The 17,493-nt window shown below is 58.9% G+C and carries 14 protein-coding genes and 2 pseudogenes; 11 read left to right on the top strand and 5 right to left on the bottom strand.

Annotated elements, in window-relative coordinates:
* Window position 1: 1 nt before the first annotated feature.
* Window positions 2-988 carry a dTDP-glucose 4,6-dehydratase gene (gene rfbB / locus QMK31_RS05105; protein ID WP_105035105.1) on the bottom strand — a complete coding sequence of 329 codons (987 nt, stop codon included), beginning with the start codon at window positions 986-988 and terminating at the stop codon, window positions 2-4.
* Window positions 989-1,061: 73 nt separating this feature from the next.
* Between rfbB and QMK31_RS05100 the strand changes: the two genes are divergently transcribed.
* The 4 genes from QMK31_RS05100 to QMK31_RS05085 all read left to right on the top strand — a co-directional run bounded on the left by QMK31_RS05100 (window position 1,062) and on the right by QMK31_RS05085 (window position 4,100).
* Entirely contained in the window at window positions 1,062-1,670 is a 609-nt protein-coding gene (locus tag QMK31_RS05100) for a dTDP-4-dehydrorhamnose 3,5-epimerase family protein (RefSeq protein WP_283499881.1), read from the top strand.
* 5 nt (window positions 1,671-1,675) lie between these two features.
* Window positions 1,676-2,542: a glucose-1-phosphate thymidylyltransferase RfbA gene (rfbA, locus tag QMK31_RS05095; RefSeq protein ID WP_283499880.1), complete on the top strand. Its 867-nt coding sequence runs from the start codon at window positions 1,676-1,678 to the stop codon at window positions 2,540-2,542.
* A 113-nt stretch (window positions 2,543-2,655) separates the two neighbouring features.
* A complete protein-coding gene (locus QMK31_RS05090) occupies window positions 2,656-3,801 on the top strand; it encodes a polysaccharide pyruvyl transferase family protein (protein ID WP_283499879.1) in 1,146 nt (381 codons plus the stop codon).
* Window positions 3,798-4,100 (top strand): hypothetical protein, encoded by a 303-nt coding sequence (locus QMK31_RS05085; protein ID WP_283499878.1) that lies wholly within the window; start codon window positions 3,798-3,800, stop codon window positions 4,098-4,100. The genes QMK31_RS05090 and QMK31_RS05085 overlap by 4 nt, the downstream gene beginning before the upstream one ends.
* Here the strand turns inward: QMK31_RS05085 and QMK31_RS05080 are convergent.
* Window positions 4,097-4,984, bottom strand: a complete 888-nt coding sequence (locus QMK31_RS05080) for a glycosyltransferase family 2 protein (protein WP_283499877.1) — start codon at window positions 4,982-4,984, stop codon at window positions 4,097-4,099. The two genes, QMK31_RS05085 and QMK31_RS05080, sit on opposite strands and share 4 nt — an antisense overlap.
* A 278-nt stretch (window positions 4,985-5,262) precedes the next feature.
* On the opposite strand from QMK31_RS05080, the gene QMK31_RS05075 reads away from it, so the two are divergent.
* Genes QMK31_RS05075 through QMK31_RS05065 form a run of 3 tightly spaced genes read left to right on the top strand, consistent with a single transcriptional unit; the run spans window position 5,263 to window position 8,453 of the window.
* Window positions 5,263-6,558, top strand: coding sequence for a rhamnosyltransferase WsaF family glycosyltransferase (locus tag QMK31_RS05075; protein ID WP_283499876.1), 1,296 nt, complete (start codon window positions 5,263-5,265; stop codon window positions 6,556-6,558).
* Window positions 6,551-7,480, top strand: coding sequence for an NAD-dependent epimerase/dehydratase family protein (locus QMK31_RS05070; protein WP_283499875.1), 930 nt, complete (start codon window positions 6,551-6,553; stop codon window positions 7,478-7,480). Before QMK31_RS05075 ends, QMK31_RS05070 begins: the two co-directional genes overlap by 8 nt.
* A complete protein-coding gene (locus QMK31_RS05065) occupies window positions 7,473-8,453 on the top strand; it encodes a glycosyltransferase family 2 protein (protein ID WP_283499874.1) in 981 nt (326 codons plus the stop codon). The genes QMK31_RS05070 and QMK31_RS05065 overlap by 8 nt, the downstream gene beginning before the upstream one ends.
* Window positions 8,454-8,488: 35 nt before the next feature.
* On the opposite strand, the gene QMK31_RS05060 is transcribed toward QMK31_RS05065, so the two are convergent.
* Both QMK31_RS05060 and QMK31_RS05055 read right to left on the bottom strand, forming a co-directional pair.
* Window positions 8,489-9,676: an ABC transporter ATP-binding protein gene (locus QMK31_RS05060; RefSeq protein WP_283500261.1), complete on the bottom strand. Its 1,188-nt coding sequence runs from the start codon at window positions 9,674-9,676 to the stop codon at window positions 8,489-8,491.
* A 14-nt stretch (window positions 9,677-9,690) separates the two neighbouring features.
* Complete coding sequence (locus QMK31_RS05055) at window positions 9,691-10,611, bottom strand: ABC transporter permease (protein ID WP_283499873.1); 921 nt, start codon at window positions 10,609-10,611, stop codon at window positions 9,691-9,693.
* 609 nt (window positions 10,612-11,220) lie between these two features.
* Between QMK31_RS05055 and QMK31_RS05050 the strand changes: the two genes are divergently transcribed.
* The 4 genes and pseudogenes from QMK31_RS05050 to QMK31_RS17310 all read left to right on the top strand — a co-directional run.
* Window positions 11,221-13,503: a hypothetical protein gene (locus tag QMK31_RS05050; protein WP_283499872.1), complete on the top strand. Its 2,283-nt coding sequence runs from the start codon at window positions 11,221-11,223 to the stop codon at window positions 13,501-13,503.
* Window positions 13,504-13,848: 345 nt separating this feature from the next.
* Entirely contained in the window at window positions 13,849-14,484 is a 636-nt protein-coding gene (locus QMK31_RS17320) for a transposase (RefSeq protein WP_502852514.1), read from the top strand.
* A gap of 89 nt (window positions 14,485-14,573) precedes the next feature.
* A pseudogene (locus tag QMK31_RS17315) lies at window positions 14,574-15,251 on the top strand (DDE-type integrase/transposase/recombinase); the annotation flags it as partial.
* A 64-nt stretch (window positions 15,252-15,315) separates the two neighbouring features.
* Window positions 15,316-15,765, top strand: a pseudogene (locus QMK31_RS17310) (integrase core domain-containing protein); the annotation flags it as partial.
* A 374-nt stretch (window positions 15,766-16,139) separates the two neighbouring features.
* Here QMK31_RS17310 and QMK31_RS05035 read toward each other — a convergent pair.
* Window positions 16,140-17,219 carry an IS110 family RNA-guided transposase gene (locus tag QMK31_RS05035; protein ID WP_283499870.1) on the bottom strand — a complete coding sequence of 360 codons (1,080 nt, stop codon included), beginning with the start codon at window positions 17,217-17,219 and terminating at the stop codon, window positions 16,140-16,142.
* Window positions 17,220-17,493 lie beyond the last annotated feature (274 nt).

The following is a 17,493-nucleotide window of genomic DNA, read 5'->3' as shown; positions in this document are numbered from 1 at the left end:
GCTAGTTCAACGCCGCACGGGCCTTGAGCGGTTCCCACCACTGACGGTTGTCGCGATACCACTGCACCACGTCGGCGAGGCCCTGTTCGAACGGAACCTCGGGGGCATAGCCGAGTTCGGCCTGAATTTTGCTGATGTCCACCGAGTACCGCAGGTCGTGGCCGAGGCGGTCGGCGACGCGGTCGACGTAGGACCAGTCCTTGCCGGTCGAATCGAGCAGCAGCTGGGTGAGCTCCTTGTTGGTGAGCTCGGTGCCGCCGCCAATGTTGTAGATCTCGCCGGCGCGGCCGCCGACCAGCACCATGGCAATGGCGCGGGTGTGGTCGTCAACGTGCAGCCAGTCGCGAATGTTGTTGCCCTCGCCGTAGAGGGGAACGTGCAGGTCGTCGATCAGGTTGCTGACGAACAGCGGAATGACCTTTTCGGGAAAGTGGTAGGGGCCGTAGTTGTTGCTGCAGCGCGTGATCGACACGTTGAGGCCGTGGGTGCGGTGGTAGCTGCGGGCCAGCAGGTCGCTGCCAGCCTTCGAGGCGCTGTAGGGGGAGTTGGGCTCAAGGGCCCGCTCTTCGTTCCAGGAGCCTTCGGCGATGGAGCCGTAGACCTCGTCGGTGGAGACGTGCACGAACCGGGCGAGCTTGTGGCGCAGGGCCGCGTCGAGCAGCTGCTGGGTGCCGAGCACGTTGGTCTCCACGAAAATCGTCGAGTCCATCACTGAGCGGTCCACGTGCGACTCTGCGGCGAAGTGCACTACCGCGTCGAGGCCCGGAAAGAGGGTGTCGAGCAGCTTGCCGTCGCGAATGTCGCCGTGCACAAAGGAGTAGCGCGGGGAGTCGGCGATCGGGGCGAGGTTTTCGAGGTTGCCCGAGTAGGTCAGGGCGTCGAGCACGACAACCTCGGCGCCTTCAAGGCCCGGGTACTTGTCTTCAATCGTGCGTCGAACAAAGTTGGAGCCGATAAAACCGGCGCCGCCGGTGACGAGGATCTTCATATAGGAGTAACCGTTCCGTTCGCTTGCATGGCCTCCGCGATTCTACCGGACGCCCATTGGTAGACTGCCAACCGTGCAGATTCGAGAGCTTTCTATCCCCGATTCCTACGAAATCACCCCCAAGCAGTTTGGTGACGACCGGGGAGTCTTCCTCGAGTGGTACCGCTTCGACAAGCTCGAAGAGAAAGTTGGGCACAAGCTCGACCTTGCCCAGGCCAACACGTCAGTCTCGAAACGCGGTTCGGTGCGCGGCATTCATTTCGCCGACGTGCCGCCAAGTCAGGCCAAGTACGTCACTGCCGTTCACGGCGCCGTTCTCGACTACATCATCGACATTCGCGTCGGCTCGCCGACCTACGGTCAGTGGGACAGCGTGCTCCTCGATGACACCGACCGGCGCGCGGTCTACATTGCCGAGGGCCTCGGCCACTGCTTCGTCGCGCTCACCGACAACGCCACCGTGAGCTATCTAGTGAACAGCACCTTCAGCCCGGGCCGCGAACACGGCATTAGCCCGCTCGATCAAGAGGTTGGCCTCGTGTTCCCGCCGGAAGCCGGGGAACTGCTCCTTTCGCCCAAGGACACGGATGCCCCCACTCTCGCGGTTGCAGCTGCCTCCGGTCTGCTCCCCACGTGGGCCGCAGCTCGCGCCTACTACGCCACTTTGAACGACAGGAACTAACGCTCATGCGCGGAATCATTCTCGCCGGCGGCTCAGGCACACGCCTGTGGCCGATCACCAAGGGCATCTCGAAGCAGCTCATGCCCATCTGGGACAAGCCGATGATCTACTACCCCTTGTCGACGCTGATGATGGCGGACATCAAAGAGATCCTCATTATTACGACTCCGGAGTACAACGAACAATTCCGAGCACTGCTCGGGGACGGCTCCGATCTAGGCATCCGCATTGAATATGCTATTCAGCCATCACCGGACGGCCTCGCCCAGGCCTTCATCATCGGGGAGGACTTTATCGGCGACCAAAGCGTGGCCCTCGTTCTCGGCGACAACATCTTCCACGGAGCTGGCCTCGGATCGGCGTTGCGGGGTAACGCCGCGATCGAAGGCGCGCGCATCTTCGCGTATCACGTGAGTAATCCCACGTCCTACGGTGTCGTCGAATTTGACGAGACCGGCACCGCGATCTCCATTGAAGAGAAGCCCACAAAGCCGAAGAGCAACTACGCGGTTCCTGGTCTGTACTTCTACGACAATTCCGTCGTCGAGATCGCCAAGACCATTGAACCCAGCGCGCGCGGCGAGCTGGAGATCAGCACGGTCAACGAACGCTACCTGGAACAAGGCACCCTGCACGTGCAGGTGCTCGACCGGGGCACTGCTTGGCTCGACACAGGCACCTTCGAATCCATGATGCAGGCCTCGGAATACGTGCGCGTCATCGAGGACCGCCAGGGTTTCAAGGTCGGTTGCATCGAGGAGATCGCCTGGCGTGCGGGCTGGATTACGGATGATGCGCTCGCGGCACTCGCCAAGCCGCTGCACAAGAGCGGGTATGGTCGCTATCTCAGCAGTCTCCTCCTTTCCAGGTAGGCCAGAGACTTTTCCACCTGATTGGCCCGATCTGGTGCGAGGCTACGACCAGCCACGGCGCATCAGCGAGAGGAAAATGTAGCCAATTGTCACAAGCGAAACGGCGCCGTGAGGTGCTCCTCATCGGCGCCTACGAACGGGACAACTTCGGTGACCTTCTCTTTCATCAACTCACCAAGAGTTACCTCACGGAGCATCGTGTTGTGGCGGGTTCAATCATCGGAGCAGACATGGCCGCCTTGATTGGTGACCCGGTTCTTCCCTACAACGACCTGCTGGCTGCGCGATCGTGGGACGCAGTCTGGGTCGTGGGAGGCGAGATTGGTGGTGTGGACACCGGCAACGCGCTGACGATGTCCCTGAACGACCATGACGGTCGAGTTTTCGATAGAGCGACTCCTCAAGGTCGTGCTGCTATTGCGCAGTATCTTTCAGACTCGTCGACGACTGCGCCCGCGTACATTCCAGAACTCGGCCGCTTCCCGTTGAACAGTGCGACACCCCTGATTGTCAACTCTGTGGGCTTGGACGCGCTTCGAATCTCGGGGAGTTCGACTGGTGCTGAAGCGGCGATTACTGCACTTCGTCGTGCCAATTCGCTGGTCGTTCGAGACAGTCCCTCTCGCGAATTTGCCGAAAGCAATGGAATCAACGCTGCAGTGTCGCCCGACATGGTGCACGCCATCTCTCTTCGATATCCCGAAATGGGAAGAACTTCCGAATCTGATTCGGAACCCTTTTTCTTATTTCAGGCCAACGGATACATCATCGAAAAATACGGCTCGGAGAAAATTGCCTTTGCCCTGGCGCAAGTTGCGCACTCGACAGGGTGGCGACCCGTGCTTTTTCTGGCCGGCACAGCACGGCATCACGATCGGCTTGACCAATACGACAAGGTTCTCGGCTCGCTGCGCGCCATCGCCCCGACCCTTCAGCCCACCGTCTTACAGACCCGAATGCCACTGGAACTCGCTGACTGGATCGCTAAATCGCGCCTTTGGATAGGTTCGTCCTTGCACGGGCGGATTATCTCAGGTTCGTTTGGGCGTCCCCGCGTGAGTCTAGAGAACGCAAAGGTCTCGACCTACGCGGCTACCTGGGATTCAGAATTCCCGGTGAACATCGACTTTGACGGTCTTCTCGATGCTGTGAGTGCGGCAATTCTGATTGCTGCAACGACGTCGTCACGAGATGCATCACTTGAACTCGCACAATCAGCGGACGCGAAAACGACGCAACTTGTAAAGGAGTACTTGTGAGCCCGGTAAATGACGATCCTCTCGCTCGAAGCAACCGGCAGCGGTCGGTCTTCTTTGACACCGTCGCGATGTATGAAATCCTCCTCGAGGAAGCCCGCGCAGAAATTGCACACCTCACCGCCGCAGCTGAGGCTCAGCGGGTCTTGATAATTGAAAAAGAAGACGAGATTCAATCGAATCACATCGTCATTTCGGAACTACGCGCTCGCCAATCCGCGCTTCTCGCCAGCACCTCTTGGCGAGTGACGAAGCCGTTGCGAATAGTCGCCGATAAATTGCGCGGAGCAGCACGCAGTTAGGGCTTCTGCTGGCGTGCCGCGATTCGAGCGCGAACGGCGAGGCCAGTTCCCAGCGCAGCACGAAGCGGCCACAGGAGTGGGCCAGAGTACTTTTTTGAAAGGAACCTCATGGCACTCTCATGATGGGCTTGGATCATGCGAACCGCGTTACCCTGCGTGGAGTGCGCGCCTGTATGGACCACGGTCGCGGCAGGCTCATAGACGTTTCTTAGTCCGAGTTGCCCAATGCGGTAGCCCAGGTCAACATCCTCAAAATACATGAAGTACGACTCATCGAATCCATTGAGTTCGTCGAAGACGGAACGGCGCACCATGAGGCATGCTCCTGAAAGCCAGCCTGCGTCGCGACGTGCGGGGACGATGTCATCATCTCGGCGATACAAGCGGCTCCACGGATTTTGTGGCCATAAGTTGGCGAGTAGCGCATGCCCAACACCAGAGCGCAAGGACGGGATCTTCCGGGCAGATGGGTAAATCTCGCCGTTGGCCGACAGAATTCGTGGTCCAATGGCAGCGATCGATGCCGCCTGGCCGGCAGATTTGAGCAATACGTCAATTGACTCGGGCGCCAATATCACGTCTGGATTACTGACAACGATCCATTCAATGTCAGCGGGCAGGGACCGCACTGCCGCATTGATGGCGTGACCGTAGCCGCGGTTGCTGGGCAATGGCAGGTAGTCTGCGCCCGCAGCCATGGTCATGCGGGGGATCAGGCCGAACGGATCGCCTGGCTTATTGTCCGCAACGACGACGCGCAACGCATGTGTCGACGCGGCCGGAACTGACGCTAGAAAAGCCTCGAGGACATCGTCCGAGCCGTAGCTCACCGTTACGATTGCGATTCCTTTGGTGCCTGCCGGGGAGCTGGGCGCTGCGTCCATTCGATCCTTCATTGTCTGTCTAGGTTAGATGAATTTTAACCTGGTCTGTCGGCGGCCATGACAAGCTGGGCGTTTTCATCGCCACCAGCGGGCATTTTCCGTGTCCGCCAGTGGGCAGTTCTTCATGGCCCTTGACACTGGCCCCTTGCGTAGCTTTTCCGGGACGCGAATGAGCCTCCTCGCGGTACCGGAGTGTCCCCAATCTTCGCTTGCTAGACTCGCGAAGTCATGTACTTTTTCAGAGATTCAATTCAGCGTAAAGAAGCCGAGGAATACTTTTGAGCATCCTTCAGAGAAGTATTCGCATCGTCCGTGAGAGCGGAGTGCGCGGATTGGTCGGCAAGGCCCTTCGTGTGCTGCTGCGTGCAGCGCGAGTTTTTCACGCTGTCGGGCCGCGCATATTCTTCACTCGAAGTCTCAGAAAAGCCAGCGCAATTCTCGTTCGTCACCAGCCGATCATGTTGGTTGCGAACGATGACGCCGCGCGATTGGACTGGACTCAGCCCGCACCGTGGCGGGACGCGATGGTGACCGTGAGTGACGGACCCCTCGACATCGCCTGGATAATGTCTCCCCCAGGGCTTGAGAGCGGCGGGCATCAAAATCTTTTTCGTTTTATTGACATCGCGGAAAAAGCCGGACATCGGTGCTCGATTTACCTCTATACGACCGGGTCGCAGAACGTCAGCATCGCCGACATTCGTTCCATGCTGAAGTCTTCCTCGGCGTACCCCGAAGTCACCGCCAGCATTGCCATGTATGACAGTGCCGCCGGGGTAAGCCCCTCAACCCAGGCACTCTTCGCGACGGGCTGGGAGACGGCGTACCCCGCATATCTCGACAAATCGAAGGCACGTCGCTTCTATTTCGTGCAGGACTATGAGGCGAGCTTCTACCCGTTGGGTAGCGAATCGCTTCTGGCTGGGAATACTTACCGTTTCGGCTTCCACGGGATCACGGCGGGAGGGTGGCTTTCGCACAAACTTTCTACCGAATACGGGATGCGAACCGACCATTTTGATTTCGCAGTAGACAAAGCCCATTACAGTGTCACAAACCTCGAACGCCGTAACGAGGTCTTCTTCTACGCCCGACCGGTCACGCCGCGCCGCGCATTCGAATTCGGTCTCTTGGCCCTCGAAGAATTCGCCAAGATCAAGCCAGACGTCAAGATCAACCTGGCTGGCTGGGACGTCTCAAACTGGGTTATTCCGTTTGAACACACGAACTTGTCCAGCCTCGATATCTCTGAACTGAATGGCGTCTACAACCGGTGCGCGGCCGGGCTCGTAATGTCGTTGTCAAATATGTCGTTGCTGCCGCTTGAGCTGCTATCGAGTGGCGTAACGCCCGTGGTCAATGATGGCCCCAACAATCGCCTCGTCTCCGACAACCCGTACATTGAGTATGTCCCCGCTTCCCCGCAGGCGATTGCTCGCAAAATGGCCGAGGTCTTTGATCATCCTGACGCAGTTGCGCGCTCGATAGCGATGTCCGAGTCCGTCGCTAATGTGAACTGGTCGGAATCGGGCGAGCAGTTTCTCAAGGCGCTGCAGGGGGCCATGCGTGGCTAAAGTAGTTGTCATCGGCGCGAACGGTTTCATAGGATCGCATCTGGTCGACTCGCTCGCCTCTGCAGGACACACGGTCACAGCTTTCGATCGGTTTAGCTCGCGGTCCCCAACATTTACTCCCCAAGGAGTCAACCTGCTTCAGGGAGAATTTCTTAGCCGCGCTGATCTGGAGGAAGCAGTGCGGGGACAGGACCATGTCTTTCACTTTCTGTCAACGACGACGCCCGCAACAGCGGAAGCCGATCCGACTCTGGATATTCGCACGAACGTGGCCCAAACCGTCGAACTTCTTGAGGCCTGCGTGAGCGCCGGAACGCAGCACGTATTTTTTGCATCGACGGGTGGGGCGATCTATGGACCGCAGGACAAGGCGGAGTATGCCGAAACGGATCGTGCCCTGCCAATTTCGCCATATGGCATTGGCAAGTTGACGATCGAGCACTATCTGCACTATTTCCAAAAGACTCATGGCCTGAGTTCGACCGCGTTGCGCATTTCGAATCCGTACGGCACTCGTCAGAAACCCAACAAGAAACAGGGTCTCATACCCATCGCCTTGCGGCAGATCGCCTTGGGGCGCCCCGTAGTTCGTTTGGGAAGCGGATCCATGGTACGCGATTATGTCTACGTCGAGGACCTCGTCAGGATGATCACGCCGCTCGTTGGTCAGGCGACGGAACACAACCTATATAACTTAGGAAGCGGCGCGGGACATTCTGTTTCCGAGATAATTGAGTCACTCCGTCGAGTTACGGATACAGACTTTGAGGTGCGAGAGTTGCCCACACCGCCGACATTTGTCGATCGAGTTGTGCTGAACACCGCCCGGTATCGCGCCGAATTCGGTACTACGCCTCTCACAGCCCTGGACGATGGAGTGCGCTTAACCTATGAAGAAATCCGAGAGGACACGAATGCCTGACACACCCCTCGTAACGGTTGCGATTCTTACCTACAACGGTGAGGCCTACCTGGAACGCATCCTGGTCGAAGTGCTGGGCCAGGACGTGGCAGGTGAAGTCGAAGTGCTTGTCATTGACTCTGGTTCGACGGATGCCACCCTTGAGATTGTTAAGCGCTACCCTGCTGTGCAATTGCATGAGATTCCAAACTCGGACTTTGGTCATGGCAGGACCCGAAATTTGGCAGCTCGTCTTTCCCGGGGTACCTTCATCGCTTTCCTGACGCATGATGCTATTCCCGTCTCCCGGCAGTGGCTGCGAGAACTGCTGGCACCGTTTTCTCTGGACGAGAAGATCGTTGCAGTAATGGGCAAGCAGATCCCACGTCGGGGATGCTTTCCACTGCTCAAGTACGAAATCCAAGGTGTGTTCGCAGGCTTTGGCCCAGATTTCGGGACAACCATTTTTTACAACGACACCTTCGTGCAGAGTGAGGGTGTGCTCAACGCGATCAGCTTCTACTCGGACGTAAACTCGGCGGCCCGCCGAGAATTTTTGACTGACGTGATTCCGTACCGAGACGTGCGCTACGCGGAAGACCAGCTCTTTGGCAAAGATTTAATCGAGGCTGGCTATCGCAAGGCCTATGCCGGACGTGCTGCCGTCGAACATTCCAATGATCTCACCCGCGATGAGTACCGTAGACGAATATTTGACGAGACTGTGGGGCTGCGTCAGATCGGATTTCCTATACCTGTCCTGACTCCGAAGGGACAGCTACGTTTGACTTTCCGCGGAATCGTCGGGGACAGCCTCCGAATCCTGCGAGATGGCGACTTCGGGTGGAAGCGCAAGCTGTTTTGGTTGCTCGTGAATCCTTCATATCAGGTCGCCAAATGGACGAGCTACCGCGCTTCGACTCTCGTCGATCCGTCCGACGATGACGCTGTGCGCGCTGGATCCCTAGAGCACAGCCGCAACAAAGCAGCCTAGAGGCGAGGCCTTAGACGTCGATTGCACCAAGGCCATCACACCGGGCTGGCTACCGAGGGGTCGATCTTCCAAGTCGGGCGAATGCGAAGTAGACCCGTGGAATGTTGATCGTCCGGCATGTCGAAAGAGGCCGCGTTGGGGCGACGGTCGACCGTCTCTTTAGTCGCGAGTGCTAGGCCCACACTGACCAGGTACTTTCCTGACCCGAGACGAATGTCAGGAAGTGTTATTTGCACCACGTGGCGCCCAATGGTCGTAGGGAGTTGCCGTTTCAGCGAGAACGTGTCGCTGGAGTAGATGCGCATGCCTAACGTCGTTTCTATTGCGATACCCATCCCCCAGCCGGGCATGGACTCTTCAACGTCCACAATGACTTGCACGACGACGTCAGTGCCGTCTGGGCCGACTACGGTGTGCGCGGATACTGTTTCGATTGCAAGGCGGGAAGGAACCGGTTCGGACTCGTGCGCCGCCTGAAGATCACTGATGCGCACGGCCTCGTAGCCGTCACGCAGAACCCGAATTCCTTGCGCTGGGTCTCCGTCGTGAATCATGTTGCCCGACTCCAGCACGACGACACGGTCGCAGAGCCGCCCTACCTGATCCGAGGAATGACTGACTAAGACAATCGTGCGGCCATCGGCCTGAAACTCGGCAATTTTGTCCATACACTTTCGCTGGAACGGTTCGTCGCCAACAGCGAGAACTTCATCAACGAGAAGCAGATCGGGATCGACATGCACAGCGACGGCGAATGCGAGTCGTACGTACATGCCCGAACTGTAGAACTTCACCTGAGTATCAATGAAGTCTTCGATGCCAGAGAACTCAACAATGGCGTCGAAGTGTCGATCCGTCTCGTTGTGGCTGAGCCCCAGTATCGCGGCGTTCAGATAGACATTTTCTCGCCCGGACAGGTCCGGATGGAATCCGGCTCCAAGTTCAAGGAGCGCGGCCATGCGCCCGCGACGCACAACCGAACCGCTCGTCGGCTGGATAATGCCGCCGACGACCTTCAGCAGTGTGGACTTGCCGGAACCGTTATGGCCCACCAGCCCCACGGTCGAGCCGGCGACAATATCAAGTGAAATATCGCGTAGGGCCCAAAAATCCTCCACTTGCTTGCGGGCGCGTCCCATGAACATGATGCGTTCTTTGAGAGACTTGTCCTTGTGGAGCAGAAAGCGTTTGGACACGTTCTGAACTTGGACGATCGAGGGCATGTTGTTCATATGACTCATAGCTCCTGTGCGAAGTTGCCCTGAAGGCGCGAAAATATGCGTTGCGCGATCCACAAAAGAGCGATGCTTATGAAGAGCGAAATCCACAGTCGCAGGGCGAGGTCAGGCGGAAAATTCACTTGATTGGACTCGGTTGAGCCAGCCAGCCAAAGGGCCTTTTGCATTCCGAGGACGCTGAGTGTCACGGGGTTCGCCAAGTACAGCTGCTCTAGCCATGTTCCTGCAATTGCGGCGTGCACGAAACTGAAGGAATACACGACTGGAGAGGCCCAGAACAGCACCGTCAGAACGACTTCAATCAGGTGCTGCAAATCGCGCAAGTACACGGTCACCGCGGCCAATAGCATGCCCATGGCAGATGCGAAAATGATCACGTTGATGAGGGCCAGAGGCGCTAAAGCCAGATCGGGAGTCAGCGGGACCTGTCCTCCGATGATCGTGGCCGCAATCAGGATGATGAGTTGCACACCAAAGTTAAAGAGGCCGCCGCCCACGGCGGCAAGCGGGAAGATTTCGCGGGGAAGATAGACCTTCTTCACTAGCCCGGCGTTGTTCACGATGGACATCGTTCCGCTTGAGACGATTTCGGTGAACAGTCCCCAAACGATGAGGCCCACGAAGACAAAAATGGCGAAGCTGGGGATACTTCGGGCCACCCCCAAGATCTGTCCGATCGCGAAGTAATACACCAGGAGTTGGGCAAGAGGCTTTGCCAGGCTCCACACGAGTCCCAGTGAACTGTCCTTATATCGGGCCTTGATCTCCCGGCGCACGAGCAGCCCGAGAAGCTCTCGGTGTGCCAACACTTCCTTGATGGACGACCAAGTACCGGTAATGAAGCCCGTCGACTGACCGACTGGAAGGAGGGGTTCCTGGGCGATCCGCAGAGAACGCTCTTCGGCACTTGCGCTGGACATAACTTACTTTCGTTCGTGAGCGAGGGACATGTGGAGTCTAGGTGCAAAGACTGAGAGCACCTTTTCTTGACCACGGCGCGGGGAGAAAGGATAGTCTAAGAATCCGTATGGATAATGAACGGTGCCACAGCAAGTGAACCAACCCAGAATCAGAGCGCGTCACGCGGGCTCAGCGATCCTCGCAATTTGCATCATCGGATGCATAAGTGCTTGCGCGTACGGCGGAAACGGCGAGCTGGGTGCGGTGGGGACATCTTCAACACCCCTTGCTAGCGCGGAACCGGAGAAACCCTCGGATTCCTCCGCGCCGATCGTTCCCAGTGAGGCCGTCATTTCCGTCGCAGGAGTGGACGTCGACGGGCAACATGTGTCAGCGTCCGGCTATGTGTCGGGCATCGTCGAAGACGGCGGGCAGTGCACCTTTACCCTTACTGGTTTTGAAAGTGAACACACAGCGACCAGTACGGCGATCGCCAACGTTTCAACCACCTCGTGTGGTTTTGTGCAGGTACCAATGGCTGACCTCTTCAAAGGCAGCTGGCAGATTGTCCTCACCTATACATCTGAGTCTTTGACCGTATCATCGCCGCCCCTAAGCCTGGAGATCCCATGAGAATCAGAAAAATCATAGGGTTGATGGTGACGATTCTGCTCTCAACAACGGTTCTCGTTGCAGTTACCCCGATGTCCTCGGCACAGGCTGCCAATGGGGCACTGTTTGATCCGGGCAACATCATCAGCGACGCGGCCTTCTTTGACGGTCAGGCAATGAGTGCGAGCTCGGTGCAGACCTTTCTAACCAATCAGGTAGCCACCTGTCGATCCGGTTACACCTGTCTGAAGGACTACCGCCAGGATACGCCGACCAAGGCCGCTGTTTCCGGGCGCTGCGCCGCTTACGACGGTCGCTCCAATGAGAGTGCGGCCGACATAATCACCAGGGTAGGCGCGGCCTGCGGCATCAGCCAGAAGGCGATTATCGTTCTCTTGGAGAAGGAGCAGGGTCTCGTATCGGACAGCTGGCCGACGGCGCGCCAGTACCGAAGTGCTACGGGATACGGCTGCCCCGATACCGCTGATTGCGATACTACATACTACGGATTCTTCAATCAGGTGTACGCGGCGGCCCTCCAATTCCAGTACTACGCTGCGAACCCGACTCGGTGGAATCACGTACCAGGCCGTGTCAATGCGGTGCGATTCAATCCCAACGCGAACTGCGGATCGAGCTCAGTATTCATCCAGAACCAAGCGACGGCGGGACTGTACAACTACACTCCATATCAACCAAATGCCAGTGCGATCGCTAATCTTTACGGATCTGGCGACGCCTGCGGTTCGTATGGCAACCGAAACTTTTGGCGAATGTATACGGATTGGTTCGGATCCCCAACGACGGGGACCAGCTTGCTCCGCAGCAACGAAAACGCCACTGTATTTCTGGTGTCAGGCACCAAAAAGTATCCGGTGACGAGTTTGGGTATTCTTAGCTCACTCAGCCCGCTCGGCGCCGTTGGTTACGTCTCCCAGGCCTACTTGAACAAATTCACGACCGCCCACCCAGTTGGCCGCTCCATTCGCAGTAAAGACGGCACTATTTACTTCTACGACTCCGGAATGAAACTCCCGTTCTCGTCTTGCGGGCAGGCCGAGGACTACGCCGCTTCTTGTGATGCAGATGGTTACGTGCAGCTCACCGACCAACAGAGCAATTCTTTCCAGACTGGCCCGATGCTGACCTCGGTATTGGGAACCGTCGAGGGAAGTCGATACTACATTCAGGGCGGTCAGAAGGCTGAGATTCTGGACGCGCAATCTCAGGCGTTAGCCGGCATCACCAGCCAAATGAATGTCTTGAGCGAAAATGCCGTCGCCGCGCTCACATTGGCGGCACCCATCGTCCGCGAGGGTTCATTCGCAAGATCGCGATCAACGGGGAGTTCCTTTCTCCTCGCGGGCGGTAAACGCTACGCGATCAACCAGGGTTCCGAAACCGTGTTGGGTGTGACGCCCCGCACGGGTGGTACGTTGATTTCGGCCAGCCTGCTCATGATTCCCGCTTCAGCGAACGGTTTCACCGGTTTGGTCAGCGCAGCCGGGACGGGCCCATCCACAGTGCTGAATGTCGACGGTCGCCGCGAAATTTCTGGCGGTGGTAACACTGCCCACCCAGTCCCGGTGTCCCAAGCGCTCATCGACAGTTACCCATCAAGGGTCGGGATTGCCCCCGGTTCCTTCATAAAGTCGCCAACCGACGCAAGCGTCTACGTGGTCATGCCGACTGACATCCGTCCGATAAGCGGTTGGGATGCGCTTTTGGCCCTAACGCCAACGGGCGACCCGGTCATTACGACGGTCTCGTCAGAACTCATTTCCACATTCACCGTGGGCCCTGTGGCTCTACGTGCTGGTACCCTCGTGCGCTCGCCCGAAGAAGCCACCGTCTTTTTCGTGAACGGAGTGACCAGCAGGATCGCTCTTTCAAGCTTCGATTTTCCTCGTGAAGCCGGATTCGGAGACTTCAGCTATTCAACGAAAGAACGCATTCAGGCCTACCCGCTGGGGGCAACGAACATGACATTCGGCTTGTCGTGCGGAACGGACGCGTTCGTCGCTGCAGGCGGTTCCGTGCACGCGGTAGCACCAGACTTGCTGGGTTTGTACCCCTTCGACTTCGTCGCAATGGATCAATTTACCTGCGCGTTGATGACGAGTGGTGCTGAAGCCTCCGATTTGATCCGCACTCCGGACGGATCGATCTATCACCTGGTCGCTGGTGAGAAGAGGCCGATCACATCGGCCGCCCGGCTGCAAGAACTAAGGTCAGGCGACAATTGGTTGAACGTGTTGCCTCTGTTCGCTGCGGCCATTCCCACTGGCCCTGCGGCCTAGTTCTCGGCCGTCGCGAGTCTGAAGGCCGTAACCACCGGCATCGAAGTCGGACATGGTTGGGTGTTGAGCACATTAATGCATGTCGTTGCGACCCCGGAGTCGCTGGTCGATGGCGAGCACCAGGCGTCGATGTCGGTGCGATCGAGCTCGGAATCGGACCGACGGAAAGGGCGGGATCTGACGGTCCGGCGTTAACACTCTGACCTGCACACCCTGGCAGCAGCATGCCGAATGCAGCAATTGCAGCGGCAGTGACCGGCAAACGTCTGGCCCTGAAAACGCTCTTAGACATGTTCTGTCCCCCAATACGATCTTGAATAATGCTTTGCCACCCTGTCAAGGGCCATGAGGAACGGGGCGTATTCCAGCCATCGTCGCATCACCGGAGTTTCAGGAGTAGCGATGTCAGACAATTCAAGAACCCGCAAAAAGGGCACCGGCGCGCTGCCGATGACCGAGACCCGCGCTGAATATGCTCGGTTGATGCAGCAAGGAATCAGCAACGCTGAGGCGTGCCGAATGTTGAAGATCAACCGCCGAACGGGGATGCGATGGAGGCACGGCCGGACCGTGAAAAAGGCGCACGGCCGCGAGACCACTTACGCCCCAATCTCCCGAATCGCTGCCACCGTCATCTCGCCGCGGTATCTCTCCGCTGACGAGCGTGTCCGGATCGCCGACGCCCTTCACGCCGGGTCGTCGCTGCGAATGATCGCCGCAGCACTCGGGCGAAGCCCCTCCACCATCAGCCGAGAGGTGCGGCGCAATCTGACCCTGCGCTCCAAGCGTTACGCTCCCCGAGCTGCCCAGGTGGTCGCCGACGCTTCCCGGAAACGTCCTCGACAGAGCAAGATCGCTGCAAGCACTACCTTGCGCGATGCGGTCCAGAAGCTGCTGAAAGAACAGTGGAGCCCGCGCCAGATCAGCTACCAGCTGAGCGTGTTAACGCCGACCGAAAATAGGGCCAGTATCGCCGATTGAAAACAGGGCCACCCGCCACTATGGAGGGTGTAGGGCCCGGACACATCGCTGACAGGTTGTACGCGGGACATCCCTGACACTCTTTTTGAATGAGAGTGATGAGTGTGAACGAGCGTTGGCTTGAAATCCTGTTGACCCCGCAACGCGACGGCATCAGCGTCGCTGCGGCTTGTCGCCGGTATGGCATATCCCGGCAGTCGTTTTACGAATACCGACGGCGACTCTGGTCCGAGGGAGTCCCTGCACTGCAACCGCGGTCGACGCGGCCGACAACCTCGCCGTCGAGAACGGCGTCCGAGATCGAATCGTTGATCGTCAAACTGCGTGTCGATAATCCGCGGTGGGGCGCGCGGACCCTGCACACGAAACTGGTGCAGGCCGGTCTGGCCCGCCCGCCGGTCGTGTCCACGATCCACCGGGTGTTGCAACGGCACGGTCTCGTCGTGGCTCAGGAACACCGTGCGCCGAAGGAATGGAAGCGGTTCGAACGTCATGCCCCGAACGATCTGTGGCAGATCGATGGCACTATGGTTGCTTTGGCCGACGGCTCGAAAGCGTGGATCGTCGACCTGCTCGACGACCATGCCCGCTATGCGATCGGCGCAACCGCCGTCCGGCGCTTCACGGTGCATGCAGCGTGGAAGGCGATGGACACCGCGATCACCGAGCACGGCGTGCCACGGCAGCTGATTAGTGACAACGGGCTGCAATTCAAATCCCGCAAAGGCCAGAAGCCCGTATTCTTCCAGGAGCGCCTGGCCGCGCTGAACATCCACCTCCCGACCCCGACACCCGCAGACCTGCGGGAAGCTCGAGCGCTACCACCGCACCTTCAAAGAGTTCTATGCCGACAACGGCCCCGCCGCCACGATCGAGGAATTGCAAGCACTGTGCGACCGATTCCGCTGGTACTACAACCACGAACGACCACACCGCGCCCTCAACCAACAGACGCCCGCAGTCGTCTACGACGCATCGCGGAAGATGACCCCCAGCGACGTGCGCCGCGGAGGAAACACCGGACCACGCGTCCTGATTGTCTCCGCCAGCGGTTCGATCAAATACCGCAGGCGGCGGATCAACGTCGGGATGCCGCTGTCGGGTCAGAAAGTCCGCGTCACCGAAGCGAAAAACTTCGTCACCGTGCACCTCGTCCAAGACGGACGACTACTCCGTGAGATCGTCGACCTCGGCCCCGTCGGCACCTACCACGGCAACGGCAACAAACGCGGCCGACCCCGGAAGGTCCCGCAGCCCCCAGTTGAAACACCCGAAGTATAAACTGTCAGGCATGTCCTGACCACGAAGTGTCAGGGAAGTCCCCGGGCCTTACAGTAGAAAACACAGATAGTGGTCCTGTTTTCAAACGGCACTATTGGCCCTATTTTGGCCCGGCGTTAACAGAGCGTCGACTACCCCGGCCAGCCCGCGATGAACGTCGTGCATGAGAGTATCTACCAGGCCCTGTATTCGCCGCAGAACCACGGTCTGACCCGGGAGATGACCCGTCACCTGCGCACGGGCCGGCGCGGACGACTACCGCGACGCAGCAGCACCGCAAGGCGCTCGAGATTTTCCGGCCCGCTCCTAGACGAGCGGCCCGCCGAGGTCGACGACCGGGTCGTTCCTGGGCATTGGGAATCTCAATGAAGCTTCTATATCTCGTCAACCCCCAATTTTGTGGCTGACGCGGTGTTGAGGTGCCGGTAGATGCTTCTGGCCAGGTAGCGTTTGAGGATGCGGCGGATCTCTCGGTCGGTCTTTCCCTCAGCGCGTCGGCGTTCGACGTAGTTGTGTGTTCCCGGGTCGTGGACCATTCGGACCATCGCGATGATATTCAAGGCACGGTTGAGTTGGCGGTCTCCGCCACGGTTTAGTCGATGCCGTGTGGTGTTGCCTGATGATGCGGGAATTGGATTCACGCCGGCGATCGCGGCGAAAGCGGCTTCGCTTTTGACCCGGCCCGGGTGGGACCACGCGACGAGTGTTCTGGCTGCGGTGACGGGACCGATACCAGTTTTTTCCAGCAGCTCGGCTGCAGGGCTCGCTGCGACGAGGTCACTAATACGCGTCATGTTTTGGCCGAGCTCCGCGTCGGGCTCGAGGATGCGTTTGGCTAGACGTATTGCTTCTGTGCGCGCGGTGGTCGCGGCGAGGGCTTCTTCTCGTGTGCGCCAGCGCGCGACCTCGGCGATCTTGCGTGCTCCGAGGGGACGTCGGGCGTCGATGCCGAGGTCGATAATCCGAAGTAATGCGGTGAGTGCGTTCACCGCGCGGGTGCGCTCAGCGGCGAGTCCATCGCGGGCAGTCAGGAGGATTTGCGCTGCTGCCCTCACGCCCTCATCCTGCCGCGGGGTGCGGAGTTGATTGACCGGTAGGGCCAGCACAGCGGCGGCGATCCGACGTGCGTCGAGGGGGTCGGACTTCCCAATGCCGCGCCGGCCCGTCCGGCCCATGCGTGCGGCCTCAACAACACGGTAGCCGGTGTCTGCTACGTTGCGGGCCAGCTGGGCGCCGTAGCTCCCGGCTCCCTCGATCACCCAGAGCGCATCGGTGACGCCGCCAGAGCGACGCCCGGCCCAGTTGATTGCGCGGGATCGACCAGCGCCGGTATTGGGGAACGTTTCGGTTCCGAGGTGCTGACCTGCCGCCGTGAGGACAGCGTAGGTGTGGGTTCTGGCGTGCGTGTCCACGCCGATAACGAACGGATGAGTGTGCGCAACTATGGTGTCCATAGTGTCCGGGTTCCTTTCTTTGAGATGGGCGATGATCCAGTCGCTGACGACCGGCGCCGATCCGGAGAGGAATCACTTCGGGGCAGAACTGTGATGAGCCACGATCCGCACGGATCGGGCATGCTTCTTATTAAGCCACTGAGGTGGGCCGGGCCGGCGTCGGTCACCCACCACGGCCGGACAGTTCATAGGCAAGGCACCCGCGAGGGGCCAGTTTTGTCATGAGTCACGACCACGGCGGAGCGACCAACACCAACTCTGCCAGCCAGTCCCG

This window comes from Cryobacterium sp. PH31-O1, assembly GCF_030063455.1.
Classification (GTDB): domain Bacteria; phylum Actinomycetota; class Actinomycetes; order Actinomycetales; family Microbacteriaceae; genus Cryobacterium.
This window is presented reverse-complemented; position numbering and strand designations above follow the sequence as displayed.

Bases quoted from the DNA above. Each gene is read 5' to 3' on its own strand.
- rfbB (WP_105035105.1), bottom strand. From the start codon at position 988: ATGAAGATCCTCGTCACCGGCGGCGCCGGTTTTATCGGCTCCAACTTT.
- rfbA (WP_283499880.1), top strand. From the start codon at position 1,676: ATGCGCGGAATCATTCTCGCCGGCGGCTCAGGCACACGCCTGTGGCCG.
- QMK31_RS05080 (WP_283499877.1), bottom strand. From the start codon at position 4,984: ATGGACGCAGCGCCCAGCTCCCCGGCAGGCACCAAAGGAATCGCAATC.
- QMK31_RS05065 (WP_283499874.1), top strand. From the start codon at position 7,473: ATGCCTGACACACCCCTCGTAACGGTTGCGATTCTTACCTACAACGGT.
- QMK31_RS05060 (WP_283500261.1), bottom strand. From the start codon at position 9,676: ATGCCCTCGATCGTCCAAGTTCAGAACGTGTCCAAACGCTTTCTGCTC.
- QMK31_RS05055 (WP_283499873.1), bottom strand. From the start codon at position 10,611: ATGTCCAGCGCAAGTGCCGAAGAGCGTTCTCTGCGGATCGCCCAGGAA.
- QMK31_RS05050 (WP_283499872.1), top strand. From the start codon at position 11,221: ATGAGAATCAGAAAAATCATAGGGTTGATGGTGACGATTCTGCTCTCA.
- QMK31_RS17320 (WP_502852514.1), top strand. From the start codon at position 13,849: ATGAGGAACGGGGCGTATTCCAGCCATCGTCGCATCACCGGAGTTTCA.
- QMK31_RS05035 (WP_283499870.1), bottom strand. From the start codon at position 17,219: ATGGACACCATAGTTGCGCACACTCATCCGTTCGTTATCGGCGTGGAC.